A 25,894-nucleotide genomic window follows, 5' to 3' on the forward strand; every position below is an offset into this window, starting at 1 on the left:
TTTGCTCTCATCTTATAGTGAAGTTGTCGCAGCGTATCAGGGCTTAACTGGTTTGCTACAGCGGATTAACGTTTCTATAAGGTGGGAATCAAGATGCAAGATAATAAATCTCAAAATGTACAGCTAACCTCTGCTAATGGTGCGCCAGTGGCAGATGACAATAACAGTATTAGCGTAGGTGCCCGTGGCCCGCTAACTTTCGACAATCATTATTTGTTTGAAAAGCTAGCGCACTTTAACCGTGAAAGATTACCAGAACGTGTCGTACATGCCCGTGGCACAGGTGCCTATGGTACCTTCACGTTAAAGAAAAGCCTTGCGGATTTAACGATAGCGAACTTCTTGCAAAACGAAGGTCAACAGACGCCTGTCTTTGTTCGTTTCTCGACAGTTGGCGGTGGTCAAGACTCATCAGATTATGCACGTGATCCTAGAGGCTTTGCTGTTAAGTTTTATACCCAAGAAGGTAACTTTGACCTAGTGGGGAATAACACCCCCATCTTTTTCCTAAATGATCCGATTAAGTTTCCTGACTTTATTCATTCTCAGAAAAAAGATGCCAGAACCAACTTACCTAACCCAGCAAACATGTTTGAGTTCTGGGCGAACCACCCACAATCTTTGCACCAAATGACCATTCTTATGTCGGATCGAGGCATTCCAGCCAGCCTTAGACACATGCATGGTTTTGGTTCTCATACTTTGAGTTTTTGGAATCAAGACGGGGAACGAGTTTGGGTTAAGTGGCACTTGAAAACAGATCAGGGGGTGAAGACATTAACGGAAGAAGAGGCCGCTTTAAAGCCTGCCCATGGCGCTCAGCAGGATTTAGTTGAAGCAATTGATAGGGGGGATTTCCCGAGTTGGACAGTCAAGTTACAGGTGATGACAGAGAGCCAAGCGGCTAATTTTGCGATTAACCCTTTTGACCTAACCAAGGTATGGCCACATGCTGATGTGCCTTTGATCGAAGTGGGTAAGCTAGAGCTTAATCGTAATGTTGATAACTACTTTGCTGAGACAGAGCAAGCGACCTTTGCGCCAAGTAATTTGGTGCCTGGCATAGGTGCCTCTCCAGATAAAATGCTACAGGCAAGACTGTTAGCTTATCAAGATGCTCATAGATATCGTGTTGGGACTCATGCAAGTCATATTCCGGTTAATGCCCCTAAATGCCCCGTGAATCATTATCAAAGAGATGGTGCGTTTGCTGGCGTCAATGCGGGGGCGAGTGCTTGCCCTTATGGTCACGGGTCACAGCCTGAAGTGAACTTCTACCCTAATGACAGAGCTAATGAGCCTAAACCAAATGCCAATTTACAAGCGCCTATGATGCCAGTGCTTGAAGATGCTTGGATAGGTGCTCACAGCCAAGATGAGGAAGACTATTACTCTCAAGCTGGGGACTTATTCCGCTTGATGAGTGATGATCAAAAAGCACAGCTAGCAAAAAATATTGCTGGTGGTCTATCCCAGGCAAATGAGTCGATTCAATCTCGTATGTTGGCGCAATTTGCCAAAGCGGATCAAGCTTATGCGGATGCTGTTGCTGCCTTGCTAAAGTAAATCAGGTTGACGAGTAAGAAAAAGCAAAGCCCATAACCTTTAGGCTATGGGCTTTTTTTAATAATGTTTAAGCTAAAAGATACCTTTATAAAAAGCTTTTGCTTATTATGTGCCACCTTAAAGACACTCGAAGGAAGCTCCAGTATGGCCAAAATAATCTTCTCGCTAAAATATGTGGAAGAGGATGAAGCGAATGACATTCGTCAGTTGCTTATGGAGAATGAAATTGAGTTTTATGAAACCACAGCAGGTCGCTGGCAAATTTCCTTGGCGGCAATTTGGATTCGCAATAATGAAGATTTCGACAAGGCTAGAGCGTTAATTGAAGCGGATCAAAAGGAAAGGCGAGAAGCCTATCAAGCCAATATGCCTGATATGAGGCTGCTGCCTTCCTTATGGCGACAATGCCGCCATAATCCGGTTGAGTTTGGTTTTACCCTAGTTGCCATCGTCTTTGTACTGGGCTTAACCCTTTGGCCTTTTTGGCTAGTTTGATTGCCTAAAGCCAAGAAGACCTTGATGGTCTAGACAGGCACACAATTCTTTTGGCTTTCAATTAAGGCAACCGCTATCTGATGCCTGGTTACTATGCCAATAATGCGTCTGTCTTCTACGACAGGATAAACTTTCGGTTTTCTATCTAACATCATTTTAGCTAAGGTCATGACGGTATCAGTGGGTTTCACTGTTAGCACATCCGTTTGCATGACAGATTCGATAGAGTTGGGCTGATTGCAATAATAGGCATTCTGTAGAAGTTGTGGCAGTACATCCTGCTCTGATACAAATCCAATTAGATTACCGTACTTATCCGCCACGGGGGCACCCGATAACTTATGACTTGAAAGACCTTGTATTAGATCGTTGATGCTGGTCTGTTGAGTCACATAATAAGCATCTCTAGACATGATATCTCGTATTTGCAATGTCTCTTTCATACACTGTTTCTCCTTTTAGAGCTTGATATGTAAGAGTTGTCCTAAATCTAAGTTTAGAGGGTGTCTGCTTAAAATGCCTTGTCAAAAACTAAAATTTTATAAATAAGGCTAATAGTTTTTAACTGTTAAGGCCTTGCTCTTGTTTAGCCTTGTAAAAGTGAGGTGAGAATATAATGACAGGGCTCAAACCGAGTATTTTTTATAACCTGCCAGAGAGACTATTGATGGGGTATACTAGGCCTTTCTTATTGTTATTGATGCCTTTATGACCAAAGCTAAACATCAACCAAAACGTGGTTCACGTAATCAGAAGCTTGAGTTACATCCTCGTAACCCCCATAGGGCGAGGTATGACTTTGCCTTGCTAGCTGATTCTAGTGCTGAACTGGCACCTTTTATCAGAACCAACAAGTTTGGTAATGAGTCTATCGATTTTGCTGATGCAAAAGCGGTAAAGGCACTTAATCGAGCCCTTCTGAATCACTTTTACGGGGTGAGCTTTTGGGACATACCTGAGGGTTACTTGTGTCCACCTATTCCTGGGCGTGCTGATTATATTCACCATCTAGCAGACCTGCTTGCTGCAAGTAATCAAGGAGACATTCCCAGAGGCAAGGGAATTAAAGCCTTGGATATTGGTGTTGGTGCTAACTGTGTTTACCCTATTATTGGTCATAGGGAATATCAGTGGCAATTTGTTGGTAGTGACATTAACAAGGTCGCAATCGATACAGCTAACGCGATAGTGTCTTCAAATACCTGCTTAAATGGCAATATAGATTGTCGATTGCAGACGTCTAATAGGCTCATGTTTGAAGGCATTTGGAAACAAGATGAACGCTTTGATCTGACATTATGTAACCCTCCTTTTCATAGCTCTAATGCTAAGATGCAAGCTGAATCTCAGCGTAAGTGGAAAGGCTTAAATCAGGGGCAAAAAATACCGTCTAAGCAAGGCCTTAACTTTGGCGGCCAAGACAATGAGCTTTGGTGTGAAGGTGGGGAAGAACGCTTTATTAATGACATGATTACCCAAAGTGTCGACTTTGGTGAGCAATGTTATTGGTTTACCAGTTTAGTCTCTAAACAGGCAAACTTATCTGGCATATACCGCAAACTAAAGCAGGTGGGTGCCAAGGAAGTGAAAACGGTTGAAATGGCGCAAGGTCAAAAGGTTAGCCGGTTTGTCGCTTGGACCTTCTTAATGCCAGACCAAAGAGATTATTGGGCAGATAATTACTGGAAATAAACAACCCGTTTAAGAGCCAATAAAAAGGCGCATCCTATAGCAGGATGCGCCTTTTTAGTTTTGACACGATCGTTTATGACTTAGTCAGTGACCAGGTCAGCAGCGATTTTAGAGGCAAGTTTAGCATTGTTAAAGACGAGCTCTATATTACTCGCTAAGCTGTTACCGCCCGTTAACTCAGCAACACGGGCTAGTAGGAAAGGTGTTGATTCTTTACCACCGATGTTTTGTTCTACAGACTCTGCTAAAGCTTGTTCAACCGCTTGATCAATCGCCGCTTTATCCATAGCAAACTCATGTGGAATCGGGTTAGTGACAACCACACCACCTTCTAGCTTCATATCCCATTTTGCTTTTAGGAAATCGGCAATCTGAGTTGCGCTGCTAAGGTTGTAATCTACTGTGTGATCACTTTCACGGGTATAGAATGCAGGCAGTTTATCTGTGTTAAAACCTAGTACAGGGACACCCTGAGTTTCTAAGTACTCACGGGTAAGACCAAGGTCCAGAATAGATTTCGCGCCAGCGCAGACAACAGCAACATTGGTTTTAGCAAGTTCTTGCAAGTCAGCAGAAATATCAAAACTGGTTTCAGCGCCTCTGTGAACGCCACCAATACCGCCTGTCGCAAAGACTTTAATGCCAGCCATTGCAGCAACTATCATGGTTGCTGCTACTGTGGTTGCACCATGTTGCTTAGTTGCTACAACAAAAGGTAAATCACGGCGAGAGCATTTGATAACAGAAAGGCCTGCTTGACCTAGTGTGTCTATTTCTTCATGGCTAAGGCCTGCTTTTAAACGACCATCTAGAATTGCAATGGTGGCTGGTACTGCGCCATTATCACGAATGATCTGCTCTACTTTTTTTGCTGTTTCAGCATTTTGAGGCCAAGGCATACCATGTGAAATAATGGTACTTTCTAAGGCGACAACAGGCTTGTTGTTGGCAAGAGCTTCTGTTACTTCTGGGCTGATATCTAGATACTGTTTCATTTCTTGGCTATCCATTTTTCAATATTTTTTTGACTAATATTTGGGTTGTTGGCGGCATCTGATTCTAGTGTCATGGCTGAGCATGCACTGGCAAACTCTAATGCCTTATCAATTGGCCATCCGTTAAGCTCTGCGTGAATAAAGCCTGCAAATAGCGCGTCGCCTGCACCTGTGTCACTCACTGCATCAATTTCAAATACGCCATAAGACACGCTTTGATGAGCATTCGCAAAGATCACACCTTCAGAGCCAAGGCTAAGCAAAATGTTTTTTACACCCAACGAGAGAAGTGCATGAATGAGTGCTGAGTCGTGGGCTTCTGTTAATCCTGTGATGGCTTTTGCTTCGTCACGGTTAACCTTTAATCCCGTCAGCCTTTTTAGTATTGGCTTAAGGCGAATCGATTTTTGTACTGAAACCGCATCCGCATAAAGTTTGCCCTGGCAATTAAGCTGAGCTAACCAACTAATGCAGGATTCACTTAAGTTTGCTTCAAGTAAGAGTGTCTGAGCTGACAGTAACAAAGACTGTTTGTTACTTAACTGAGCACCATCTAAGGTGTCGATAATTTCCATATCAGATACAGCGGCTACAAGCTGACCTTGAGGGTCATTGATGGCTAAGTAGGTACTGGTACTAAAATCAGGATGGCGAATGACAGCATCCATATTGATACCACTAGAACGGCATTGTTCTAATAACCAATCACCTGACTTATCTTGGCCAATCGCACTGACAAGTGAGACATCTTGCCCAAGGCGAGATAAGTTCTCAGCTATGTTTCGGCCTACTCCACCTGGGCTTTGGTGTATCTGGCCAAGGTTTGAATCTTCAAGCCGTAGCTCTGTCAATGAACGGCCGCAAATATCTAAGTTGCAACCACCGATAACAACGATGTTGTTATCTTTAGGAACGATATAGCCTTTGCCTAAAATGAAGCCTTTATTGGTGAGTCGCATTATGTGACCTGCCACTGATTCACGGCTCATGCCAAGCTGATTAGCAAGCTCTTGTTGAGAGGCTAATGGGCTCTTTTTGACAGCCATTAATACTCTGTTTTCTTGTTCAGACATAAAGTATCTCGCTAACAAAAGTTTATATGATTAACAATGATTATAAATCTAACGAGCTTTAACCTTAATAGCAAGGCTTATATGATTTACTAACATAGTTTTGTTACAGCTTTTGTTATTGATTTAGCTAATAAAATGCTCATTCAGCCATAAAAAAAGCCAACCTAAGTTGACTTTTTTTATGGTGCTGAGGGTGAAGCCTCTTAGCAACCAAAAGCTTAGTTGATCTGATTCTTCATGTACTGGCCCAGTTCAGAGTGATGCATGATAGAAGAAACAGGTAGCACTTTATTTGCAGGCCCCCAAGCGAAGACATTCACTGGCACTGCTGTGTGAGTCCCTGTGCCCCAAACAATGTTTTGCGAGGTAGCAAGCTCACGACCGATTAGGTTGCCTCTATCGTTGTAAGGGAAGAAGGCATCGAAATCAGTAATAGCAGGGACTGTCTTGGCTGACAAATACTTGTGGCCTTCTGAATGGTAAGGGTTTTCCTTATCCATAAGAATGCGCTTTGCTTGTGCTTCGTTAATTTTGAAGTCCGAATTAGCGTTAACAATCTTAGCCAAATTTGCAGGTGTTTGCTCTGCTTTATCCAGCTTTCCAAACTTGCTAGTCATAGCATAGAAACTCATTTTTTGATTATAAAGCGCATCTAGAATATCAAAGTCACCAAAGTTGAAGTTAGGCTTGTAGTCTTGATTCTCAAAAGCTTTACCTGATCGTTTTTGTGCTTCTGGTAAGTTCTCAGAGGAGTAACTAAATCCGAATGAGCCTGTTTCATGGTCTGCCGTGACTATGATGAGTGTATCATCACGTCCTGCAGCCCATTGGTAAACACTGCCGACAGCTTCATCAAATTTTACTAACTCATTGAGCATGGAACCTGCATCATTTGAGTGGCCTGCCCAGTCTATTTGCCCACCTTCAATCATGAGGAAGAAGCCGTCTTCATCTTTTTCTAATACAGATAGGGCTTTTTCTGTCATTTCTTTTAGAGTGGGTTGTGTTCGTTCCGCGGAATCCTTGTTTAGACGGTGCTCAGTACCATCCGCCATGCCTGAATAAGCAAATAGTCCTAGTAGTTTATCACCTGTTTGAGCATTTAATTGTGTACGGTTAAAGGCAAGGTCATAACCTGCATCCTCGGCTTCAACTAGTAGGTTACGTTCATCTTTACGTTTAGACTTTAGATAAACACTACCTTCTGTTATGTCTTTCAATTCGTTATAAACCGCACCCTTATCATTGGTGGACTTTGGAATAAAGTTTCTTAATCCACCAGATAGCATGACATCTACGCCTGTTTCTAGCATGTCGACAGCAATGTCATTTTCAAGTGATCTATGGGGCTGGTGTGCTGCGAATGCAGCAGGTGTCGCATGAGTAAGACGAGTGTCTGAAATAAGCCCTGTCGCTTTACCAAGACGCTGAGCTTTTTCTAGAATGGTTTCAACATGGTTACCGTCTTCATCTATCCCTATCACTTCTGAACCTGTGTAGATGCCGGTAGCAAGTTGAGTAGCTGAGCAGGCTGAGTCAACGACTATGGCATCACTTGGGTTAGTTAACGAAGCGCCGATAACGCCTTCTTTTGCTAATTGAGCTAGGGAGGTTGTACGTCCCTTATAAATGGAGTTTGGCGCATGTTTGGCATAGGTTTCTAATAAACCTACCTGTTGCGGCCCCATGCCATCGCCTATCATCAAGATCACATTTTTGATCTCTGATGCGACAGATGTCATAGGTAAACTAGCTATTAATGTTCCGGTTAATAGTGCTTTACTGAGCTTATTCATATATCCCTCTTACAAACGTTTGATTGTTTTTTATGATTATTTTGTATGACGCTTATTGAATATCAGGTAACGCTTTTCTTGGTTAGCATCTTGCTGCATTCAATAGCGAAGCTATTTAAACCGCAAAAGATGTCACTTCTATTACATAACAAAGACGTTTGATATAAATAGTATCTATGTCGTTGCTGTCACAATACTGCAACATATTGACGTAATTAGATACTTTATGGTGATAAAGCCGAAGTTAAAAAGCGATGTAAGAAAGGAAATGGTAAGCAGAGTATAAAAAAACCAGCTATGCAAAACATAGCTGGCTTCTATTTTACCTTCGAGTAGTAAGAGGAACTAAATTTTAAATTGGTGAATATTATTATTTAGTTCAATCACTTGGTTAGATATTTGTTGGTTCGCCTCTGCTGTATGCTCGGCGCCTTTGGTTGTGCTTAATGCAATTTCTTGAATAGTATTCAAGTTATTAGTAATTTCAGCAGAAACCTGAGATTGTTCTTCAACAGCGGCTGCAATCTGTGTATTTAAATCAGAAATCTGACTAACAGCTTCATACGCTTCTTCAAATGAATGGCTGGTTTCAGTGCTTTTCGCTAAGCAAGCTTCTGTGGTGGTATTGCCATTTTGCATACTAGCAACCGCCTGGCTTGCTTCACGTTGAAGCTTTTCAACCAACTCTTGAATGTCTACCGTTGATTCTTGTGTCCTTTGCGCTAAAGAGCGAACCTCATCGGCAACAACCGCAAAGCCTCGACCCGTCTCACCTGCACGGGCTGCCTCTATGGCAGCATTTAGAGCGAGTAGGTTAGTTTGCTCTGCAATACCTCTAATGGCATCTAATACAGTACCAATACTTTCTGTTTCTTTAGCGAGGGTTTCTATGTCCTTCGAAGTGCGGGTCACTTCATCTGCCATTTCCCTAATGATTTCTTGTGTTTCATTTGCTGACTGCTTTCCTTTTTCTACACTTTCTTTCACTTTCTCTGCAATCTGTGCTGCTGATGCTGTATTAACAGAAACTTCTTGTGTTGCGGTGTTCATTTCAGAGATAGCACCAGAGACAATACTTGTTTCACCTTGTTGTCTTTGAATAGCTTCCATGGTCTCTTCCATTATGGTCAAAGCCGTACTTGAAGAGTTTGAAAGTGTTGTTGAAGAAGCTGCAATCCTTCCGATTGTGTCAGCAAGACTACTAATAAAGTTATCAAATGAGTTGGAAAGCATCCCTATCTCATCTTTATTTTGATTATTGATGCGTAATGTTAAATCGCCATCACCTGTCGATATTTCGCTTAAGCGTGATTGCAGCAGTGCAATCGGCTTAGTAATAGATCGGCAAATAGTAATCGATACTAACATCGCAAAGATAATTGACGTGATTAATGCCACCGTGATCATCTTGATGGCTTCAATTTCGTCATGTTCGGCTTTTAATGCAGATTTAGCTGTGAAAGCTTGAATATCAGCTAATACACCAACAAGTTCTTGATCAAGTTCATCCTGATGTTTTTCTAAGGTGGGCAGAAGAGTTAAGGCTTCCTTCATTTTATGAGCGACCAATAAGTCAGCAACTTGGAAAGATTCTTTCTCTGTTTGTAAGAAGTGTTTTTCAATGTTCTTTAGGGTAACTGCAATTGATTCAAGCTTTTTAATCGCTTCTTCTGAGTGAGCGATAGTCAGAGCTTTATCAACTAGTTCTTCAGCTTCGACAATTTCTTTTTCAATCTTTTTAGAAATGTCTTTCATCTTTTTGATGTGCTTGTCTCTGTCTTTTTTATAATCACCTGTGTTTGTTTCGATTAGAACACCATATAAAACAGACCTTTCTAATTCGATTACTTGAGCTAATTGGTGCTCAGTTATTTGTGTCATTAGGTTGTTTAAAGGGATATCAATTTCGGCGATATCCGTTATTTCATAGCCGATTTTTTGCATCTGAGTTAATCCAATCATACCCACTAAGATTAGAAGACTTAACAAAGAAGCACCTAAAAAATAGATTTTATGAACAACTTTAATGTGTTTAAGCATGGTTAATATCTCAATTAGATTATTGATTTACTTCTTAAAGGTTTTGTAAAAAAATAACTGATAATAGAATTTTAGACTTCATCTAAAAATGATTAATACTATGTTAATAATCATAACTCCATGTCCATGATTAAGTCATAAGTATAATTGTATTTTTTTTTGAGTTTGAAATCTTATGTACCTTTTTATTGCGAAAGGTAGGTTTAATGCAAGTTTGTGTTATTTTTGTGTCAAACCTGTACTTTTTATTAGTTAATATTCAATTAAACTTATTTATAAAACTGAATGACGCTATAATGTATTAATAGTTTAATTAGGTTGTTTTATGTTATTTCTTACTAGAGTGGTTCTACTCACTCTATTATTATTGGCTGTGACTTTATACGGTCTATTGGTATTTCCTTTCTATTATCAGTCTAAAAACAGGGTCTACCTTGTCACTAAGTGGTTCCATCAAGCGAGCCGTGTCTTTGGTTTGAAGGTTAATGTTATTAAAGACCAAGTTGCTGAAAGTGTAGGACAAGCCGTTTATATTGCAAATCATCAAAACAACTTTGACCTCTTTACTCTGGTGCATGCCGTCCCTAAAAGAACCGTCACGATTGGTAAAAAAAGTATTGTTTGGATTCCTATCTTTGGTCTTTTATATTGGATTACTGGGAATTTCTTGCTCAATCGATCAAACCGTAAAGAGGCTATTGCCACAATAGATCAAGTGGTGGATAAAATGCGCCAAACAGGTTTATCCATATGGATGTTTCCAGAAGGCTCAAGGAGTCGAGGGCGTGGTTTCTTACCTTTTAAAGCAGGGGCTTTTCATGCTGCTATTCAAGCTGGGGTTCCTATCGTTCCTGTGGTGTGTAGTAATACTCATAAACAAGTGAATTGGCATCGCTGGAATAATGGCAAGGTATTGGTTGAGATGTTGACGCCTATTTCGACTAAAGGGTTAACCGAAAGGGATGTGCCTGCATTGATGTCAAAATGCGCTGAGCTTATGTCACAAAAACATCAAGAATTAAATCGCCTTTTAGGCCGTCCTATTTAGGGAAATCGATTAGAAACGCGGCTAAGAATTTGATATAAAACTAGACATAAAAAAGCCACCTTATGAATCTAGGTCGTAAGGTGGCTTTTTATTGTCTAATCGCTAAAAAAGACGAACTTTCAGCTTACATTTGCGACTGAAGGTAGTTTGGTAAACCAAGCATCTTGATAAGCCCAAGTTGCTTTTCTAGCCAGTAAGCGTGATCAATCTCTGTGTCATCCAGTAAAACTTCTAGCATTTCACGCGTGTTATAGTCTTGTACGTCTTCACAGATCTTGATGGTTTCTTTTAGCATGGCTGCTACTTCATATTCGACTTTAAGGTCGTTTTCTAGCATTTCTGGTACATCTTTACCGACACGGATAGCTTCACGTGTGACTAGGTTAGGTGTGCCTTCCAAGAAAAGAATGCGTTCGATCAATTTGGCAGCATGGCCTTTTTCATCATCAAATTCGTGATCAATGCGCTCATACAGCTTACTTAAACCCCAATCATCATACATACGAGAGTGAATGAAGTACTGATCCATTGCTGTCAGCTCATTGGCAAGCAATTTATTTAGTGCATCGATAACCTGTTGGTTGCCTTTCATCTAAGCTCTCCTTGTTAAACTTGAGATTGTAAGTAGTTTTCTAAGCCAGTATTGGCAATAAGGTATTCTTGTGTTTCAAGCCAGTCTAAATGCTCTTCTTCATATTCAAGAATATCTTCTAATAAGTCGCGGCTAATATAGTCTTGTTCTTTTTCGCACAAGGCAATTGCATCTTTTAGCTCGGCAATTTGCTCTGTTTGAAACTTAAGGTTGCAACTAATAATCTCAACCGGTGTTTCACCAATATTTAGGTGGCCTAGTTGTTGAAGATTAGGCAAACCTTCTAGAAAAAGAACACGTTCGATCAGGTCATCAGATTGTTTCATGTCCTTAATCGATTTTTTGTAGTTTTTAGAATTAAGCGCGTCTAAGCCCCAATTCTTGCACATGCGTGCATGTAAAAAGTACTGGTTAATCGAGGTTAACTCAGTTTTAAGAACTTTGTTTAAGGCCGTAATGACCTGCTTGCTACCTTGCATAATACCCTCGCAACACAGATATGATTGTTTAAAGTTTGTACGCAATTATAGTGCTAAATATAAATAAAGAAAGTGAAATTTAATAAAAAAACGTTATTTTTCAATCTCTTACGAATGATTTTCGTTATCATTATGAGGCAAGCTCTCAGTTGTTAATGAGAACGATAGTTAGTTTGCCAATATTTTGTCAGCCTAATATAAAAAAGCACCCTATATCAGTGATATAGGGTGCAAGAAGAGGTGAACTAAGGAAACCATATCAAAGATTAAAGCTCTTATTTTTCCCTGTTAGATCATTGGCAAACTCAAAAGCTTAATCGCGCCAGCTAAGCTGTGTAATTTAAGATTAGTTCAGTATTTACAAAAAGGTTAACTTTTTTGCAACTTATCTTGTTAGGTGAATAGAAAAGGGCAAAACTATATCTAAATATAAAATATAGCGTTATGATTCGTTTTATATATAAAATATATCAAATCGTATAAGGTTTAAATTATGGGAATAGTAAAAATTTCGGACCCTTTACATGATGAAATTCGTAAAACGAGCAATGTCATGTCACGGTCAATCAACTCGCAAGCTGAATTTTGGTTAAAAATGGGGCGTTTAGCTGAGATGAATCCAACTTTAACTTTTAATGACATTATTCAGATGCAGCTGAAGCTAGAAGATGAGATCAGCCAAACTGATCAAGTAGAGGAAACGCAGTTGCGGGCTTTAACTTAAAGGCACTCATAAGGAATAAAAAATGGATAAAGCTATCATTAAGTCTGAAGCAGAAATCAATCTGATGCGTGAATCTGGCCAACTGTTAGCTAAGGTATTTGATATGCTCGATGGCTATATAAAGGTTGGAACTACGACGCTAGAGATAGATCAAAAGGTAGAAAGCTATATTCGTAATGAGCTTGCTGCTCGACCCGCAAGCAAAGGGCAATATGATTATCAGTTTAGTCTTAATGCTTCGGTCAATGAGGTGGTGTGTCATGGTGTGCCAAGTACATATCGCTTAAAAGGTGCCGATATAGTCAATATTGATGTGACCTTAGAAAAGAACGGTTTTATTGCTGATTCTAGCAAGATGTACCTTATGCCTAACGCTAGCTCTATAGCTAAAACCTTGGTTAAAAAGACTTATGAATGCCTTTGTTTTGGTATTCGTCAGGTTAAACCTGGTGCTCGTCTTGGTGATATAGGTGCTGCTATTCAAGCTCATGCGCAATCATCCGGTTATTCTGTCGTCAAAGAATATTGTGGCCATGGTATTGGCCGTGAAATGCATGAAGCACCACAGGTATTACATTATGGTCAATCTGGCACTGGGTTGGTACTGGAGCCAGGTATGACATTCACAATTGAGCCTATGATTAACCAAGGTCAGGCTAAGGTGAAAACGAAAAAAGATGGTTGGACTGTCGTCACCAGAGATAAAAAGCTTTCTGCTCAGTGGGAACATACTATTTTAGTGACGGAAACTGGCTATGAAGTACTGACATTAAGAGCGGATGAAGCGCCAATTTAGACATTGTTTCGACGGGCTTTGCTTCTTCATTATGATACATGCGTTATTTAGCCATAAAAGTGAAATCATCTAGGTTAATGGATTGACTTGTTTACAGGGAAAATTTACATTCAAAACCTTAGATACCTTATTACAGAGTAATGGATTGATATGATCACTGTGATTGGCCAACGAGCAGGCCATCCTCATCTTAAAGCCAGCGATTGGTGGCCTTCCCCACAGCATTAATTTGCTTTATTCGCCCCTGTGCGAATCTTTTCTATTTTTCAAATTAATCAATTTTATGAATGGTGTCTTCATGCCGACTTCTGTATTTAATAATGCTGTGCCTACTGTATTAAAAGCCCAACTTGACTCGTCACTTCGTATGCTAGTGATTCACTGGACAAACACTGAATCTAGCTACTTCCCTTATGTGTGGCTGAGAGATAATGACCCTGCAGGCTTTCATCCGGACACAAAAGAGCGACAGTTTGATTTAACCAGCATTAATTTGGACGATGATATTTGTGATTTTGCGCTAGACCAAGAACATATACGTCTAAGTTGGCTAGAGGAGTCTTATACCGCAGAATTTAGTTTGGCTTGGTTATTTGCGAATCAGCCAGGTAAAACCGTACCTGATCCTGCTTTAAGTGATGCGACCTTGTGGCGTAGTGATCTTACAGGAGGTGATATTCCTCGCTCTAATGCGAATGACATTTTAACGCAAGATAATGCCTTGCTTGCTTGGTTAAGAGATACCCAAGCCTATGGTTTGTCTATCGTCGATGGACTTGCTGATGATGTTAAAGCGGGTACTCAGGTGGCACAAAAAGTTGGCTTTTTAAGAGAGACAAACTTTGGTGTGGAGTTTGAAGTGAAATCAAAACCTAAGCCAAATAACCTTGCTTATACTTCAATTGCTTTACCATTACATACGGATCTAACTAATCAGGAGTTACCGCCTGGTTATCAATTCTTACATTGTTTGACCAATGATGCAGAAGGGGGCGGTTCTATTTTTTGTGATGGTTTTGCTGTCGCAGAAGATTTACGCCGTGCGGATATCGTCGCCTTTGATTTATTAGTGAATACCCAAATCCCTTGTCGTTTTCATGACGAAGATTATGACATACGTAGTCGTAAAGCCGTTATCAACCTTGATGATCAAGGGCAGGTTAATGAAATTTGTTTTAACCCTCATTTAGCCAGCACTTTGGATATCGCACCTGAATTAATGCACGCTTACTATCGGGCTTATCAAACCTTTATGAAAATGACGAAGGACCCAGAATATAAGGTGTCCGTTATGCTTAAAGGTGGGGAAATGGTGGTGTTTGATAATCGTCGTGTACTACATGGCCGTGATGCCTTCGATCCTCAATCTGGTGCGCGTTATCTGCATGGTTGTTATGTAGATAGGGGCGAGTTTGAAAGCCGTTTAAGGGTACTTTCTAAGTAAAAAGGTCTGGAAATAATCACCATATGCCACACTTTTAAGATAATAAAGGTGTGGCTCTTTTCGCTACTGGGGTGAAATTTTTTGTAAATCAATTCAGTTTTTTTCTCTTTTAAATACTCAAAGCTATAAATTTTACTAATCTTTAAATACTTTCTGCAGTTCTGCATAGAAGGACTATATTTTTAGACATAGGGAATGGTTTTGTTTATCAAAAGGATCATTGAATGAAAATTGACTCGTCTTCACCTGTAAGTGACTCTCTTACTTTTATTGCCATCATAGATAATATTTTTTCTGAAGCTCAAAGTTTGGCCCAATCCCTTGTGGAATTTAACTTTGATGCTCAAGCGTTTTCTTCGTTTGACGTCGCGAATATTGAAATACAGCAACGTACACCAGACTTGGTGATCATAGGCCAGTCAGCTATAGATAGACTAGACGAAGACGCATTCGCCTTGGCTGAATGTTTGTATCTGCAAAAAATCCCCTGCTTTTTATATTTAACCCATGATGATTTTTATAGTCGATTAAGGAGTGTGAGATCGCACTTTAAAAAGCATTATGTCAAGCCTCTTGAGCTTACTCGGGTGGTAAATCATGTACGAACAGAATTGAAACTAGATAAGAGTGCTAACTCAAGGGTTTGCATTGTTGATGATCAAATTTCGGTATTAAACTATTTGAAATCAACGTTAGAAAATGAGGGGCTGGATGTTTTTGCTACAACTAATCCTATTGTTTTGATTAAGGAAATGCAGTCATTTGAGCCCGATTTATTTATGTTTGATATCAATATGCCTGAAGTAACTGGGATAGAGCTAGCACGGATTATTCGTCAATTTGAACATTTTAGTGCTGTTCCTATTATCTTTTTGAGCTCGGATAACTCGCTAGATAATAAGCTTGAGGCAATTAAGGGTGAGTGTGATGACCTATTACCTAAAAACCTACCGATTGAGGCAATCGTGTTGCAAGTCAAAAGCCGTATAAAGCGCAGTCTGAATATTCGGCGGCTGACTATGCAAGATAGTTTAACTGGCCTTCTCAACCATAAAAATATTGTTGCAGCTGCTTTGAAGGCCTTTAATTTTTCTAGGCAGACGCAAATGTCTACCTCCATCATGATGATTGATCTCGATAACTTTAAATTTGTGAATGATACCTACGGTCATGCCGCGGGAGATAAGGTGATTGTTGCATTAAGTCAGCTGTTAAAAGGTCGTTTGAGTAAAACAGACAAGATTGGCCGCTACGGTGGTGAAGAGTTTATGTTGGTATTAAAGAGTGATAGCCATAAACAGCAGCTTAAGTTTATGAATGAGATTAGGGAAAGTTTTTCTAAGCTCATATTTCATCATAATCAAATTCAATTCAATGTGAGCTTTAGTGCTGGTTGGGCAAAGTGTTGCGATTTTCAGGACTTTACGCAAATGTGCCAAGTGGCTGATTCCGCACTTTATCAGGCCAAAAAAGAGGGTAAAAATACAATTTGTGTCGGTTAAAAGGTTAAGGAACCTGCGAATAAGTCCTCCCGCCTCAGCGTGTGGATAAAAGCAGCTAGATTTATGGCGAGGAGCGCAACTTAATAGTGATTCTATTGATAAGGTTCTCAACATAAAGATAGGGCTTTTAGACCACGCCCTTCGGGTCTTTCAGAAAAAGTAACCCCCTGTGTTGTCACTTCTCGAAAGGTACCTACATTACGTCAAAGTAACGCCTTGTGTGATATTTTTTCTGAAAAGACTGAGAAGAGGTGACTTAATCGCAGGTTCCTTAAATAAAAGCTGCATTATTGATGGGTCTATTTTATTGTGTTGGTTACAACTTATATGGACTAGAAAAATGCAGTTTGCACATTTTAATATCTCTGCCCCTCTGGCTTTGTTAGAGGAAGTAAAAGACTTTTATATTCATCTGTTTGGACTGGAAGTGGGGTTTAGGCCTAACTTTTCTAACCAAGGGTATTGGTTATATTTTGATGCTAAACCCATACTGCACTTAACACAGGATGAAGACAGAAAGCATGCTCTAGGTGCGCTGGATCACATCGCTTTTAGCCTCACAGGGCTCGAAGCTTTTACCCACAAGCTAGAAACGCTTGGCGTTGAGTATCATCTTCAAGAAGTATCTCAGATAGGAATATACCAAGTGTTTTTTCATGACCCGTCAGGTATCAAGTTAGAAGCTAATTTTAATAATCAAGCTTGAGGTGTTTGTGCATAAGCCTTTCCGCCTCAGCAAGCAGGTAAAAGCTTCTTTATATAACAAGCTGCTAGCCATCAAAAACAAGTGGTAGGCTGGCGGCTGTTTTCACGGCTCTTATGGCAAAGTTACTATTGATACTTTTCACATGAGGCAGGGCTTGGGTTTGATGCAAAGCCTTTTCATAACCTTTTAAATCTTTGGTGACAATTTCAAGGCGATAGTCGGCCACGCCGGAAACAAGAAAACAAGAAATGACATAGTCTTTTTCAAGCACAGCCTGTTCAAATTCGGTACTGGCATGGTCCTTATTGTTGTCTAAGGTAACGTCAACAAAGATAGTCATGGGCAGTCCTGACTTCTCTCTATCTAAATTTGCTCTATAGCTGGTTATGACGCCTTCTTGCTCCAGTCGTTTTACGCGACGTAAACAAGGAGAAGGGGATAAATTTACTCTTTCAGCCAACTCAACATTGCTTAAGCGGCCATCTTCTTGCAGCGCTTGAATGATATTAAAATCGATCGCATCCATCTCGTCTCTCTCATATGTGTTTGATATTGGCATGTTTGTTAATATTAGCATTTAAAATGAGTGATATCTGCTAAATATGTCTTTTATATTGGCTAACTTAGCAAGGACATGCTCGTCGACTTTGATTAATAATGAGATTAATTCAGTTTACTTTAAAAACGTTTACTTAAGTCTTTTGTTAAGCCAATTTCGATCTTGAGGTGTTCCATGTCTAGTTCAAATACTGTTCCTGCTTATCGCGTCCTCGCCCAAGGAAGACAGTACCATTTAGGAGTAATGTCAGCCCTAGTGACTGCCTGTATTTGGGCCAGTTGGCTTATTTCTGTCAAAATGGGGGCGACTTCAAGCCTGACTATGTTCGATCTTTCTATGATGAGATATGGCATGCCAGCTCTGATCTTTGCTTACTTTACATATCAAGCCCGCGCGCAAATTCGTAAAGTGCCATTGCATATTTTGGGTGGAATAAGCTTGGGTGCAGGAGTACCTTTTTTCTATCTTGCTTCACAAGGTATGCATTTCGCTCCCGTTTCCCATGCTGGGCTATTAATTCCAGGTACCTTTCCCTTATTTGTTACTGGGATTGCGGTTTTGATATACAAGGAACCTTTAAGCTCACAACGCTTTATGGGACTTGCTGCCATTGCGATAGGCATACTGACCTTACTTGCTGAGTCATTTTTTGCAGGCTCAGGCCAGGTTCTAAAGGGGGATTTATACTTTTTAGGGGCAAGTTTTTGCTGGGCTTTGTTTACTGTTAGCCTGCGTGTGTCCGGCCTGCCTCCACTGGCTGCTACTGGATTATTGGGCTTAGTTTCTTGTAGTTTGTTACTGCTCCTTTTTGCTTTTGGGCTACTAGATTCAGGTGTGTTCGGAGCAAATCAAACATTAGATATGTCTTTGATTGGAACACAGTTTTTGATTCAAGGAATCATGGTGGGCTTGGTGACGGGTTTTAGCTATGGCTTTGCTATTAGCCAAATTGGAGCAGAAAATACGGCGGCTATTGGCTCTTTAACCCCAGTCATTGCCTCTGTGGCTGCTTATCCTATTTTGGCGGAGACATTATCTATCAATGGTGTTTTGTCCATGTCTTTGATTTGTTTTGGTGTTCTATGTGCTAGTGGTGTAAAACTAAATAAAATTTGGTTTTTCAAAAAATAAATAATTAGCTTGTTAAGGTAATAAGATGATTTTAGACAACTTGGATGCTGCTGCCGCAGACCCGATATTATCTTTGTCGGTAGCTTGTCGCGCGGATGAAAGAGCCCATAAAATTGATTTAGGCATAGGGGTTTACCGCGATAATCAAGGTAATACTCCGGTTATGCAGGCGATCAAACAGGCTGAGGCACGTTTGCTTGAAGAACAAAACTCTAAAGTCTATGTCGGCATGCCAGGAAACGAATCCTTTAATGCTGCCATGATGGATTTATTAATTGGTGAGGGCGAGAGTAAAGCGCGTGCGGTTGGCGTTCAAACACCAGGTGCAAGTGGTGCGCTTCGAATGTTAGCTGATGTGATTAAGCTATCTGCCCCAGATGCAACCGTTTGGCTGTCGGATCTTAGTTACGCTAACCATGCGCCAATTATGAAAACGGCTGGTCTTAAAGTGCGTTATTACGCTTACTTTGACCCTGAAACTAAGTTGGTCAATAGCCAAGCTATGTTGGCAGACATTAGCCAAGCGGGTGCTAATGATGTGGTTCTCTTGCATGGCTGCTGCCACAACCCAACAGGGGCTGATTTATCATTTGAAGATTGGCAAGCAGTGACTGAATTAGCTCAGAAGCAGGGCTTTTTACCCTTTATTGATATTGCTTACCAAGGCTTTGGCGATGGTATGGATGCTGATGTGACGGGTTTTAGATATCTGGCCGAAAGAGTTGAGTCTTATTTAGTGGCAAGCTCTTGCTCCAAGAACTTTGGCCTCTATCGTGAACGTACAGGTTTGGCTGTGATAGTGGGCAAGAGTCTTGAGCAAAGTAATAAGATCAAATCTCGCATGTTAGAGTGTGCGAGAAGTACCTATACCATGCCACCTGACCATGGTGCTGCCTTGGTGGATATGATTTTGCGAGATCAAACGCTAAAGCAGACTTGGCTTGATGAAGTAGATGCGATGCGCCATCGTGTGCAAGGTTTAAGAGAGCAGCTAGCCGGTGCTTTACGAGAGAAGAGTGGTAACCCACACTTTGACTTTATTGCTCAGCATAAAGGTATGTTTTCTGTTTTAGGTATTACCCCAGAGCATGCACAAGCCTTGAGACAGGAGCATGCTATTTATCTTGTTGATAGCGGTCGAATTAATATCGCTGGCATGCAAGAAACTCACATAGATTACATCGCTGAGAAACTTTTGGCGGTCACGGGTTTTTAGTCTCTGCTGGTAGTGTTGCGTGAAAAGTAAAAAGCCTGATTAAGTCACTTAATCAGGCTTTTTTATGGTGAGGTTTTAGGTTCTATTTACTTAAACTGCTATTTGCTTAAACTTTGATAGGCTAATATTGCGGCGGCGAGGTCTTCTCTTGAGTCACCTACTGACTTAAAAACTGTGATAATTTTCTCTGCATCTGGATAAGCGTTTCGCCCTTTATGAGCATTGGAGCAAAGCTCAGTAAACTCGGCTTGAATGTCTTCTTTTTGAATCACACCGGCTTTCAACGGAATAATAATATCGCCTGCTTCGCTAAACGCTCCTGCTCTGGTATCAACAAATACCTTGGCTTTTTTCAATGCTGCGTTATCGGCTTCTTGCATCTCTGGGGTAAAACCACCCACCAAATCAAGGTGACAGCCAGGGTTTAACCAGTCACCTTTAATGATTGGCTCTTTGCTCATGGTGGCACAACTAATGATATCGGCGTTTGCTGCTTCTTGGGCTAGTTCATCAGGTCTGCAAACACTGGCTGTGATGCCTGCTTCTATCAAGTCTTCAACGAGCTTCTCTGCACCTGCTAAATTGCGGTTATACACACTGACGTGGGTAATAGAGCGAACGGATCTATGTGCGGCAATGAGATTACGTGCCATGCGCCCTGAGCCCACCATAAGCAGACGGGATGCATCTTGTCTTGATAAATAGGAAGAGGCTAATGCCGAGGCTGCGGCTGTTCTGCGTGAGGTTAATTCATTACCTTCTAATTGGGCGAGGTTGGCGCCGGTTTTACCTGAGCTCAATAAGTAATTACTGGTAAGGCCTGGCAGCCCTTTGTCATTATTGCTGGGGAATACAAATACTTGCTTTACGCCACAGTATTCACCTTCAAGCCAAGCTGGCATTAGCAATAACATGGCGTCTTTCTCTTGAGGAACATTCAGAACATGGTGATGACGGACAGGGGAGGTAACTTTACGGGTAAAGATGTCTCTTAAGGCTTCAACGAGATCCTGCCATGGGAGAGCTGCTTTAACTTCTTGCGCGGATAACTGCATACAAAATCCTTTTCAAAAGACGAATTAGAGTGTTCAAGCATTTGAATCTCAGCTGTTTACTGAATGCTAAAATGAAAAAAGCCCTCTAAACATATCATGTTTGAGGGCTTAATCTAGTCTGGCGACTTAAACGTTATTCAGGGTGTCGCTTAAGCGTCAATGCGCTTGTACTTGATACGAGTTGGTGTTGCTTCGTTACCAGTACGTTGTTTGTAGTCAACTTCGTATTCCGCATAGTTACCTTCAAAGAAGACCGCTTTAGAGTCACCTTCGTATGCAAGAATATGAGTGGCGATACGGTCTAGGAACCAACGGTCGTGGGAAATAACAATCGCTGCGCCTGGGAAAGCCAATAGGGCGTCTTCCAGAGCACGTAATGTTTCCACATCCAAGTCGTTGGTCGGTTCGTCCAATAGTAAAACGTTGCCGCCTTCTTTTAGCAGTTTTGCTAGGTGTAAACGGTTACGCTCACCACCAGATAGGTGCTTCACAAGCTTTTGCTGATCAGACCCTTTAAAGTTAAAACGGCCAATATAAGCACGTGAAGACACTTTAAAGTTGTTGATCATTATCATGTCAGAACCGTCTGAAATTTCTTCCCATACGGTTTTGTCACCATCCAGTTCACGCATCTGATCTACATAGGCAAGTTGTACTGTTTCACCTAGCGTTACTGTGCCTGAGTCTGGTTGTTCTTGACCTGTGATCATTTTGAATAAGGTTGATTTACCCGCACCGTTACCACCTACAACCCCAACAATCGCACCTTGTGGCATAGATAGGTTTAGGTCTTCGATGAGTACTCTATCACCAAAGCCTTTGCTGACATTTTCGATATCAATAACCTTGCTACCTAGGCGTGGACCAGGTGGAATGTATAGTTCGTTAGTTTCATTACGTTCTTGGAAGTCTTTAGAGTTCATCTCTTCAAAGCGAGCTAAACGCGACTTAGATTTAGACTGGCGTCCTTTCGCATTTTGACGAACCCATTCAAGTTCAGATTTGATGGCACGTTTGTGGGATGCTTGTTGTTTAGCTTCCATTTCAAGACGAGCATCTTTTTGCTCTAGCCAAGAAGAGTAGTTACCCTCGTATGGAATACCATGGCCACGGTCAAGCTCTAGAATCCAGCCTGCAGCATTATCAAGGAAGTAACGGTCGTGGGTAATAGCCACAACGGTACCTGGGTAATCTTTTAGGAAGCGTTCCAACCAGGCAACAGATTCAGCATCCAAATGGTTAGTTGGCTCGTCTAAAAGGATCATGTCTGGCTTATCTAGTAATAGGCGACATAGAGCAACACGGCGACGCTCACCACCTGAAAGGTGCTCGACATTCGCATCCCAAGCAGGAAGACGCAAAGCATCTGCTGCAACTTCTAAGGCACGATCAAGGTTATGACCTTCTTTTGCTTCGATCAGGGCTTCAAGTTGGCCTTGCTCTTTAGCTAGGGCATCAAAGTCAGCATCTGGTTCTGCGTATTCTGCATAGACGGCATTCAAGCGAGCCATGGCTTCGATCACATCTGTAAATGCTTCTTCTACTATGCCACGTACATCTTTCGTTGGATCAAGTTTAGGTTCCTGTTCTAGGTAACCAATCTTGATTCCGGGCATAGGGCGAGCTTCACCCACGTGTTCTTGGTCAACACCTGCCATGATGCGTAGTAAAGTGGATTTACCTGAGCCATTTAGACCCAAAACACCAATTTTTGCACCTGGGAAGAAAGAAAGAGAAATGTCTTTTAATATTTCGCGTTTAGGTGGAACAATCTTACCTACGCGATTCATGCTATATACAAATTGAGCCATGAGTGAATACTTACTTTTTAATGGGTTGATATGTGTTCTCGAAGCTATCTGAAAGGTCGAGAACCCGCTACAAAGATGAAAGTGGACTAAGGATAGCACAGGGGCAATGCGGTCAAAATATTTTAACCGCATTAATCTGTGAAAGCCTGTAATTAGAAGGCACCTTAATAAAGCACAATAAGAGCAGCGCCAACAACTACCAGTGACGCTCCTATCCAAGCGCCTATGGCAGGTCTTTGGCCTGTAGTAATCCAGAGAATCGGCAGGATAAGTACAGGCACAGTCGCAGATAAGGTTGTGACTATGCCGACATTGCCTTTACCTATTCCCCACACCAGTACGCTCATGCCGACAACCATGCCAATGAAGCCTAATAAGAGAACTTGAGCGTATGACATAAGAGGAATAGCACTTAAAGGAGCTAGGTTGGGGTCATTCTTTTTATGATAATAGAGGCTATAAGCGACAAAAAGAGAAACGCCAGCAGCGGAAACCCGTATCGCAGAAACCGCAATGGGGTCTGCTCCTGCTAATAAGGCAGGTTTACTTAAAATGGCGCCAAAAACCTGACAAAGTGCGGCGGTCAGAGCAATGAGTACGCCCACCCAAAGTGCGCCTTTGGTTTCTTCTAATGACGCCCCTTTAGAGTTACTTAATAGGTTTTTTCGCTTGCCATAAAGAATAGCAATCATGGCACCTGAGGTAACAAGACCACAGGCAAAGAGCTCTGTATAACTGAGAGCCTCATCAAATAATAGCCAAGCAATGACTATAGACATGGGGGCGTTGGTGGCAAACAGGACGCCAGCGCGTCTAGGGCCGAGGCGATATACTGAGCTAAATAAGAAGGTGTCACCAATAAAGATACCAATTAAACCTGAGGCAATTAGCTGTCCCTTATGTTCCCAAAGATTGGCTTCAAATGTTTGTCCTAAAGCGGCAATGATAAGCAGCATGCTGCTCGCCATAACAATACGTACAGTATTAAAGCGGAAGGTACCAAATTCAGCGATGAGCTTAGGTGCCATTAAGCTGGTTGCAGTCCAACATAAAGCAGCTATCAAACCGGATAGCTCAATGAGTGACATAGATATTCCTTTATTATCAAGCCTAGGCTAAGTGATTTTTGACTGCCCAAGGTAGCAATACTTGAGGGGGATTTCTAGGTTTTTATCTGTCTGGTTTTAACCTAGGTGGGAGCGGGCATCTAGTAGCTATCTGAGGCTGGGGTTGATATTATGAATCTTAATTAAATGGTTGTGGTTATTCACTTTTTTAAGCAACCAGACCTCTACAATAAAATCGATAGGATGAGTCATGCGATGTCCTTTTTGTGGCGCTCAAGAGACTAAGGTTTTAGATTCCAGATTGGTGTCTGAAGGAGCTCAAGTTCGACGCCGTCGTACTTGCAATGCCTGCCAAGAGCGCTTTACTACTTTTGAGTTCGCTGAGCTGCAAATGCCTAAACTCATTAAAAATGATGGTAGTCGAGTACCTTTTGATGAGGAAAAACTGCGTCGAGGTATTCAAAGAGCCTTAGAAAAAAGGCCTGTCAGTATCGAAAATATTGAAACGGCGATTATTCGAATCAAAGAAGCGTTACAAGCGACTGGCGAACGAGAGCTTTCTTCTCGTGCTGTAGGCGAAGCTGTGATGCAACAATTACAAAAGCTGGATCAGGTTGCTTATGTACGCTTTGCATCTGTTTATCGCAGCTTTAAAGATATCAGTGAATTTAAAGACGAAATTGAACGACTTGAAAATGACTCCCAAGAGACGCTTTCAAGTCATAAAAAAAGTTAACCTCAATTAGGTGAATTATGAGTACTGCAGACCATCACAACCATCATTATTGGATGGCCAAGGCAATTCAACTGGCTAAGAAAGGTCTATACACCACCCATCCAAACCCAAGAGTGGGTTGTGTTTTGGTGAGAGACTCTCAGTTAGTCGCAGAGGGATATCATAAGTTTGCAGGTGAAGGGCATGCTGAAGTTAATGCTATCGCGAATGCTAATGGCGATACACAAGGCTGCACTGCTTACGTTACTTTAGAGCCATGTAGTCATCAGGGTAAAACAGGTCCATGTGCCAAAGCTTTGATTAAGGCGAATGTAAGTCGACTTGTCTATGGTATGCAGGACCCAAACCCTGAAGTTGCTGGCCGTGGCTTGGCTATGCTTAAAGAAGCGGGTATTGAGGTTATTGGTCCAGTTATGGAAGCCGAAGCCTTGGCTTTGAACCCAGGTTTTATTAAACGTATGACAGACGGCTTGCCTTATGTGAGATTAAAACTCGCTATGAGCCTAGATGGTAGAACGGCAATGGAATCGGGTGAATCTCAATGGATTACTGGGCCAGATGCACGTCTTGATGTACAAAAGCTGAGAGCACAAAGTGATGCGATTGTGACAGGCATTGGTTCCGTTATGGCTGATGACCCGAGTATGACGGTACGAATTGATAGCAATAACCAACCTGCGCAAAGTAAGAGTGTACGCCAACCTAAACGTGTTGTTATGGATACGGCCTTGTCTATCCTACCTGAATCTAAGATCTTGTACCCAAGCAATCAGGTGCAAATTTTTTGCCTTGAAGACCTTGCTGAAGCCGATCATCATAAAGCGTTAGTAAAAAAAGGGGTGAATGTGACTTATGCTCAAGTTGCCGAAGAAGGTGGTATTGATCTTGTTGCTGCGATGGAAAGTCTTGCTGATCAAGGTATCAATGAAGTGCTAGTTGAAACTGGGGCAGTGCTTGCTGGCTCTTTTTTACAAGAAGGGTTGGTTGATGAAGTTGTACTTTACATGGCACCTAAACTTTTAGGCTCGAATGCGCGCCCTTTGATGCAGCTACCTTTAGACTCAATGGCGGAAGCAGTTGATTTTGAAATGGTTAATTTAAGTCAGCTAGGTAAAGACATCAAATTAACCCTTAAGCCTTGTTATGAAGATGATGAGGGAGAAGGTTAAGCTAACACCTTTTGTTTCACTACAGATTAAAAAATATTCATAAATCTACTCAGATTTATCGTTTTTTGTGGCAATTTTCCAAGAAATGTCTGATGAAAATTGCTACAATCGCGCATCTTCTTTCTTGGGCTGTAAATTCTTGCAGCACAAACAGAAAAATCGAATAGACTAAGACAAGTATTGATGTGGACCTAGCTTTGCT

Annotated in this window: 24 protein-coding genes; 13 read left to right on the top strand and 11 right to left on the bottom strand. The window is 41.3% G+C overall.

Annotated elements, in window-relative coordinates:
• Nucleotides 1-93 precede the first annotated feature (93 nt).
• Together OA91_RS18310 and OA91_RS18315 are read left to right on the top strand one after the other, a co-directional pair.
• On the top strand, nt 94-1,566 hold the full coding sequence (locus OA91_RS18310; RefSeq protein WP_063339404.1) for a catalase: 1,473 nt from the start codon (nt 94-96) through the stop codon (nt 1,564-1,566).
• Nucleotides 1,567-1,710: 144 nt separating this feature from the next.
• A complete protein-coding gene (locus OA91_RS18315) occupies nt 1,711-2,061 on the top strand; it encodes a DUF6164 family protein (protein ID WP_046016076.1) in 351 nt (116 codons plus the stop codon).
• Nucleotides 2,062-2,090: 29 nt separating this feature from the next.
• On the opposite strand, the gene OA91_RS18320 is transcribed toward OA91_RS18315, so the two are convergent.
• A complete protein-coding gene (locus OA91_RS18320) occupies nt 2,091-2,504 on the bottom strand; it encodes a CBS domain-containing protein (RefSeq protein WP_046015999.1) in 414 nt (137 codons plus the stop codon).
• 265 nt (nt 2,505-2,769) lie between these two features.
• Between OA91_RS18320 and rlmF the strand changes: the two genes are divergently transcribed.
• On the top strand, nt 2,770-3,753 hold the full coding sequence (rlmF, locus tag OA91_RS18325; RefSeq protein ID WP_063339405.1) for a 23S rRNA (adenine(1618)-N(6))-methyltransferase RlmF: 984 nt from the start codon (nt 2,770-2,772) through the stop codon (nt 3,751-3,753).
• 80 nt (nt 3,754-3,833) lie between these two features.
• On the opposite strand, the gene OA91_RS18330 is transcribed toward rlmF, so the two are convergent.
• From OA91_RS18330 to OA91_RS18345, 4 genes are all read right to left on the bottom strand, one after another.
• Nucleotides 3,834-4,748 (bottom strand): pseudouridine-5'-phosphate glycosidase, encoded by a 915-nt coding sequence (locus tag OA91_RS18330; RefSeq protein ID WP_063339406.1) that lies wholly within the window; start codon nt 4,746-4,748, stop codon nt 3,834-3,836.
• Nucleotides 4,745-5,821, bottom strand: a complete 1,077-nt coding sequence (locus OA91_RS18335) for a PfkB family carbohydrate kinase (protein ID WP_063339407.1) — start codon at nt 5,819-5,821, stop codon at nt 4,745-4,747. The genes OA91_RS18330 and OA91_RS18335 overlap by 4 nt, the downstream gene beginning before the upstream one ends.
• Nucleotides 5,822-6,039: 218 nt before the next feature.
• A complete protein-coding gene (locus OA91_RS18340; RefSeq protein ID WP_063339408.1) occupies nt 6,040-7,617 on the bottom strand; it encodes an alkaline phosphatase in 1,578 nt (525 codons plus the stop codon).
• A gap of 345 nt (nt 7,618-7,962) precedes the next feature.
• Nucleotides 7,963-9,657: a methyl-accepting chemotaxis protein gene (locus tag OA91_RS18345; protein ID WP_082828003.1), complete on the bottom strand. Its 1,695-nt coding sequence runs from the start codon at nt 9,655-9,657 to the stop codon at nt 7,963-7,965.
• Nucleotides 9,658-9,982: 325 nt separating this feature from the next.
• Between OA91_RS18345 and OA91_RS18350 the strand changes: the two genes are divergently transcribed.
• Complete coding sequence (locus OA91_RS18350; protein ID WP_063339409.1) at nt 9,983-10,705, top strand: 1-acylglycerol-3-phosphate O-acyltransferase; 723 nt, start codon at nt 9,983-9,985, stop codon at nt 10,703-10,705.
• A gap of 124 nt (nt 10,706-10,829) precedes the next feature.
• On the opposite strand, the gene bfr (OA91_RS18355) is transcribed toward OA91_RS18350, so the two are convergent.
• Together bfr (OA91_RS18355) and bfr (OA91_RS18360) are read right to left on the bottom strand one after the other, a co-directional pair.
• Nucleotides 10,830-11,297 (bottom strand): bacterioferritin, encoded by a 468-nt coding sequence (gene bfr, locus OA91_RS18355; RefSeq protein WP_046016005.1) that lies wholly within the window; start codon nt 11,295-11,297, stop codon nt 10,830-10,832.
• A gap of 14 nt (nt 11,298-11,311) precedes the next feature.
• Entirely contained in the window at nt 11,312-11,776 is a 465-nt protein-coding gene (gene bfr, locus OA91_RS18360) for a bacterioferritin (RefSeq protein ID WP_046016006.1), read from the bottom strand.
• 493 nt (nt 11,777-12,269) lie between these two features.
• Here bfr (OA91_RS18360) and OA91_RS18365 point away from each other — a divergent pair, with 493 nt between their 5' ends.
• From OA91_RS18365 to OA91_RS18385, 5 genes are all read left to right on the top strand, one after another.
• Nucleotides 12,270-12,500, top strand: coding sequence for a ParD-like family protein (locus OA91_RS18365; RefSeq protein WP_046016007.1), 231 nt, complete (start codon nt 12,270-12,272; stop codon nt 12,498-12,500).
• A gap of 22 nt (nt 12,501-12,522) precedes the next feature.
• The gene (gene map, locus OA91_RS18370; RefSeq protein ID WP_063339410.1) at nt 12,523-13,296 is read left to right on the top strand and encodes a type I methionyl aminopeptidase; all 774 of its coding nucleotides are present in this window, start codon (nt 12,523-12,525) and stop codon (nt 13,294-13,296) included.
• A 298-nt stretch (nt 13,297-13,594) separates the two neighbouring features.
• On the top strand, nt 13,595-14,740 hold the full coding sequence (locus OA91_RS18375) for a TauD/TfdA family dioxygenase (RefSeq protein ID WP_082828004.1): 1,146 nt from the start codon (nt 13,595-13,597) through the stop codon (nt 14,738-14,740).
• A 224-nt stretch (nt 14,741-14,964) separates the two neighbouring features.
• On the top strand, nt 14,965-16,242 hold the full coding sequence (locus OA91_RS18380) for a GGDEF domain-containing response regulator (RefSeq protein ID WP_063339411.1): 1,278 nt from the start codon (nt 14,965-14,967) through the stop codon (nt 16,240-16,242).
• Between the two features lie 340 nt (nt 16,243-16,582).
• Complete coding sequence (locus tag OA91_RS18385) at nt 16,583-16,948, top strand: VOC family protein (protein ID WP_063339412.1); 366 nt, start codon at nt 16,583-16,585, stop codon at nt 16,946-16,948.
• A gap of 64 nt (nt 16,949-17,012) precedes the next feature.
• Here OA91_RS18385 and OA91_RS18390 read toward each other — a convergent pair whose 3' ends face one another.
• The gene (locus OA91_RS18390) at nt 17,013-17,474 is read right to left on the bottom strand and encodes an Lrp/AsnC family transcriptional regulator (protein WP_063339413.1); all 462 of its coding nucleotides are present in this window, start codon (nt 17,472-17,474) and stop codon (nt 17,013-17,015) included.
• Between the two features lie 207 nt (nt 17,475-17,681).
• Between OA91_RS18390 and OA91_RS18395 the strand changes: the two genes are divergently transcribed.
• Both OA91_RS18395 and OA91_RS18400 read left to right on the top strand, forming a co-directional pair.
• Nucleotides 17,682-18,638 carry a DMT family transporter gene (locus OA91_RS18395; protein WP_082828005.1) on the top strand — a complete coding sequence of 319 codons (957 nt, stop codon included), beginning with the start codon at nt 17,682-17,684 and terminating at the stop codon, nt 18,636-18,638.
• A gap of 25 nt (nt 18,639-18,663) precedes the next feature.
• Entirely contained in the window at nt 18,664-19,854 is a 1,191-nt protein-coding gene (locus OA91_RS18400) for an amino acid aminotransferase (RefSeq protein ID WP_157203865.1), read from the top strand.
• Nucleotides 19,855-19,952: 98 nt separating this feature from the next.
• Here OA91_RS18400 and OA91_RS18405 read toward each other — a convergent pair whose 3' ends face one another.
• The 3 genes from OA91_RS18405 to OA91_RS18415 form a co-directional block, all read right to left on the bottom strand.
• Complete coding sequence (locus tag OA91_RS18405) at nt 19,953-20,909, bottom strand: ornithine cyclodeaminase family protein (protein WP_063339415.1); 957 nt, start codon at nt 20,907-20,909, stop codon at nt 19,953-19,955.
• Between the two features lie 149 nt (nt 20,910-21,058).
• A complete protein-coding gene (gene ettA / locus OA91_RS18410) occupies nt 21,059-22,720 on the bottom strand; it encodes an energy-dependent translational throttle protein EttA (RefSeq protein ID WP_063339416.1) in 1,662 nt (553 codons plus the stop codon).
• A 164-nt stretch (nt 22,721-22,884) separates the two neighbouring features.
• Nucleotides 22,885-23,808, bottom strand: a complete 924-nt coding sequence (locus tag OA91_RS18415) for a DMT family transporter (protein ID WP_063339417.1) — start codon at nt 23,806-23,808, stop codon at nt 22,885-22,887.
• Nucleotides 23,809-24,037: 229 nt separating this feature from the next.
• On the opposite strand from OA91_RS18415, the gene nrdR reads away from it, so the two are divergent.
• Together nrdR and ribD are read left to right on the top strand one after the other, a co-directional pair.
• Nucleotides 24,038-24,523: a transcriptional regulator NrdR gene (nrdR, locus tag OA91_RS18420; protein ID WP_063339418.1), complete on the top strand. Its 486-nt coding sequence runs from the start codon at nt 24,038-24,040 to the stop codon at nt 24,521-24,523.
• 17 nt (nt 24,524-24,540) lie between these two features.
• Nucleotides 24,541-25,692 carry a bifunctional diaminohydroxyphosphoribosylaminopyrimidine deaminase/5-amino-6-(5-phosphoribosylamino)uracil reductase RibD gene (gene ribD / locus OA91_RS18425; RefSeq protein WP_063339419.1) on the top strand — a complete coding sequence of 384 codons (1,152 nt, stop codon included), beginning with the start codon at nt 24,541-24,543 and terminating at the stop codon, nt 25,690-25,692.
• Nucleotides 25,693-25,894: the final 202 nt, after the last annotated feature.

Source organism: Marinomonas sp. SBI8L (assembly GCF_001624705.1).
Taxonomy (GTDB): domain Bacteria; phylum Pseudomonadota; class Gammaproteobacteria; order Pseudomonadales; family Marinomonadaceae; genus Marinomonas.

Excerpts from the sequence above, each read along its gene's own strand:
- OA91_RS18310 (WP_063339404.1), top strand. The coding sequence starts at position 94 with ATGCAAGATAATAAATCTCAAAATGTACAGCTAACCTCTGCTAATGGT.
- OA91_RS18315 (WP_046016076.1), top strand. The coding sequence starts at position 1,711 with ATGGCCAAAATAATCTTCTCGCTAAAATATGTGGAAGAGGATGAAGCG.
- OA91_RS18320 (WP_046015999.1), bottom strand. The coding sequence starts at position 2,504 with ATGAAAGAGACATTGCAAATACGAGATATCATGTCTAGAGATGCTTAT.
- rlmF (WP_063339405.1), top strand. The coding sequence starts at position 2,770 with ATGACCAAAGCTAAACATCAACCAAAACGTGGTTCACGTAATCAGAAG.
- OA91_RS18330 (WP_063339406.1), bottom strand. The coding sequence starts at position 4,748 with ATGAAACAGTATCTAGATATCAGCCCAGAAGTAACAGAAGCTCTTGCC.
- OA91_RS18335 (WP_063339407.1), bottom strand. The coding sequence starts at position 5,821 with ATGTCTGAACAAGAAAACAGAGTATTAATGGCTGTCAAAAAGAGCCCA.
- OA91_RS18340 (WP_063339408.1), bottom strand. The coding sequence starts at position 7,617 with ATGAATAAGCTCAGTAAAGCACTATTAACCGGAACATTAATAGCTAGT.
- OA91_RS18345 (WP_082828003.1), bottom strand. The coding sequence starts at position 9,657 with ATGCTTAAACACATTAAAGTTGTTCATAAAATCTATTTTTTAGGTGCT.
- OA91_RS18350 (WP_063339409.1), top strand. The coding sequence starts at position 9,983 with ATGTTATTTCTTACTAGAGTGGTTCTACTCACTCTATTATTATTGGCT.
- bfr (WP_046016005.1), bottom strand. The coding sequence starts at position 11,297 with ATGAAAGGCAACCAACAGGTTATCGATGCACTAAATAAATTGCTTGCC.
- bfr (WP_046016006.1), bottom strand. The coding sequence starts at position 11,776 with ATGCAAGGTAGCAAGCAGGTCATTACGGCCTTAAACAAAGTTCTTAAA.
- OA91_RS18365 (WP_046016007.1), top strand. The coding sequence starts at position 12,270 with ATGGGAATAGTAAAAATTTCGGACCCTTTACATGATGAAATTCGTAAA.
- map (WP_063339410.1), top strand. The coding sequence starts at position 12,523 with ATGGATAAAGCTATCATTAAGTCTGAAGCAGAAATCAATCTGATGCGT.
- OA91_RS18375 (WP_082828004.1), top strand. The coding sequence starts at position 13,595 with ATGCCGACTTCTGTATTTAATAATGCTGTGCCTACTGTATTAAAAGCC.
- OA91_RS18380 (WP_063339411.1), top strand. The coding sequence starts at position 14,965 with ATGAAAATTGACTCGTCTTCACCTGTAAGTGACTCTCTTACTTTTATT.
- OA91_RS18385 (WP_063339412.1), top strand. The coding sequence starts at position 16,583 with ATGCAGTTTGCACATTTTAATATCTCTGCCCCTCTGGCTTTGTTAGAG.
- OA91_RS18390 (WP_063339413.1), bottom strand. The coding sequence starts at position 17,474 with ATGGATGCGATCGATTTTAATATCATTCAAGCGCTGCAAGAAGATGGC.
- OA91_RS18395 (WP_082828005.1), top strand. The coding sequence starts at position 17,682 with ATGTCTAGTTCAAATACTGTTCCTGCTTATCGCGTCCTCGCCCAAGGA.
- OA91_RS18400 (WP_157203865.1), top strand. The coding sequence starts at position 18,664 with ATGATTTTAGACAACTTGGATGCTGCTGCCGCAGACCCGATATTATCT.
- OA91_RS18405 (WP_063339415.1), bottom strand. The coding sequence starts at position 20,909 with ATGCAGTTATCCGCGCAAGAAGTTAAAGCAGCTCTCCCATGGCAGGAT.
- ettA (WP_063339416.1), bottom strand. The coding sequence starts at position 22,720 with ATGGCTCAATTTGTATATAGCATGAATCGCGTAGGTAAGATTGTTCCA.
- OA91_RS18415 (WP_063339417.1), bottom strand. The coding sequence starts at position 23,808 with ATGTCACTCATTGAGCTATCCGGTTTGATAGCTGCTTTATGTTGGACT.
- nrdR (WP_063339418.1), top strand. The coding sequence starts at position 24,038 with ATGCGATGTCCTTTTTGTGGCGCTCAAGAGACTAAGGTTTTAGATTCC.
- ribD (WP_063339419.1), top strand. The coding sequence starts at position 24,541 with ATGAGTACTGCAGACCATCACAACCATCATTATTGGATGGCCAAGGCA.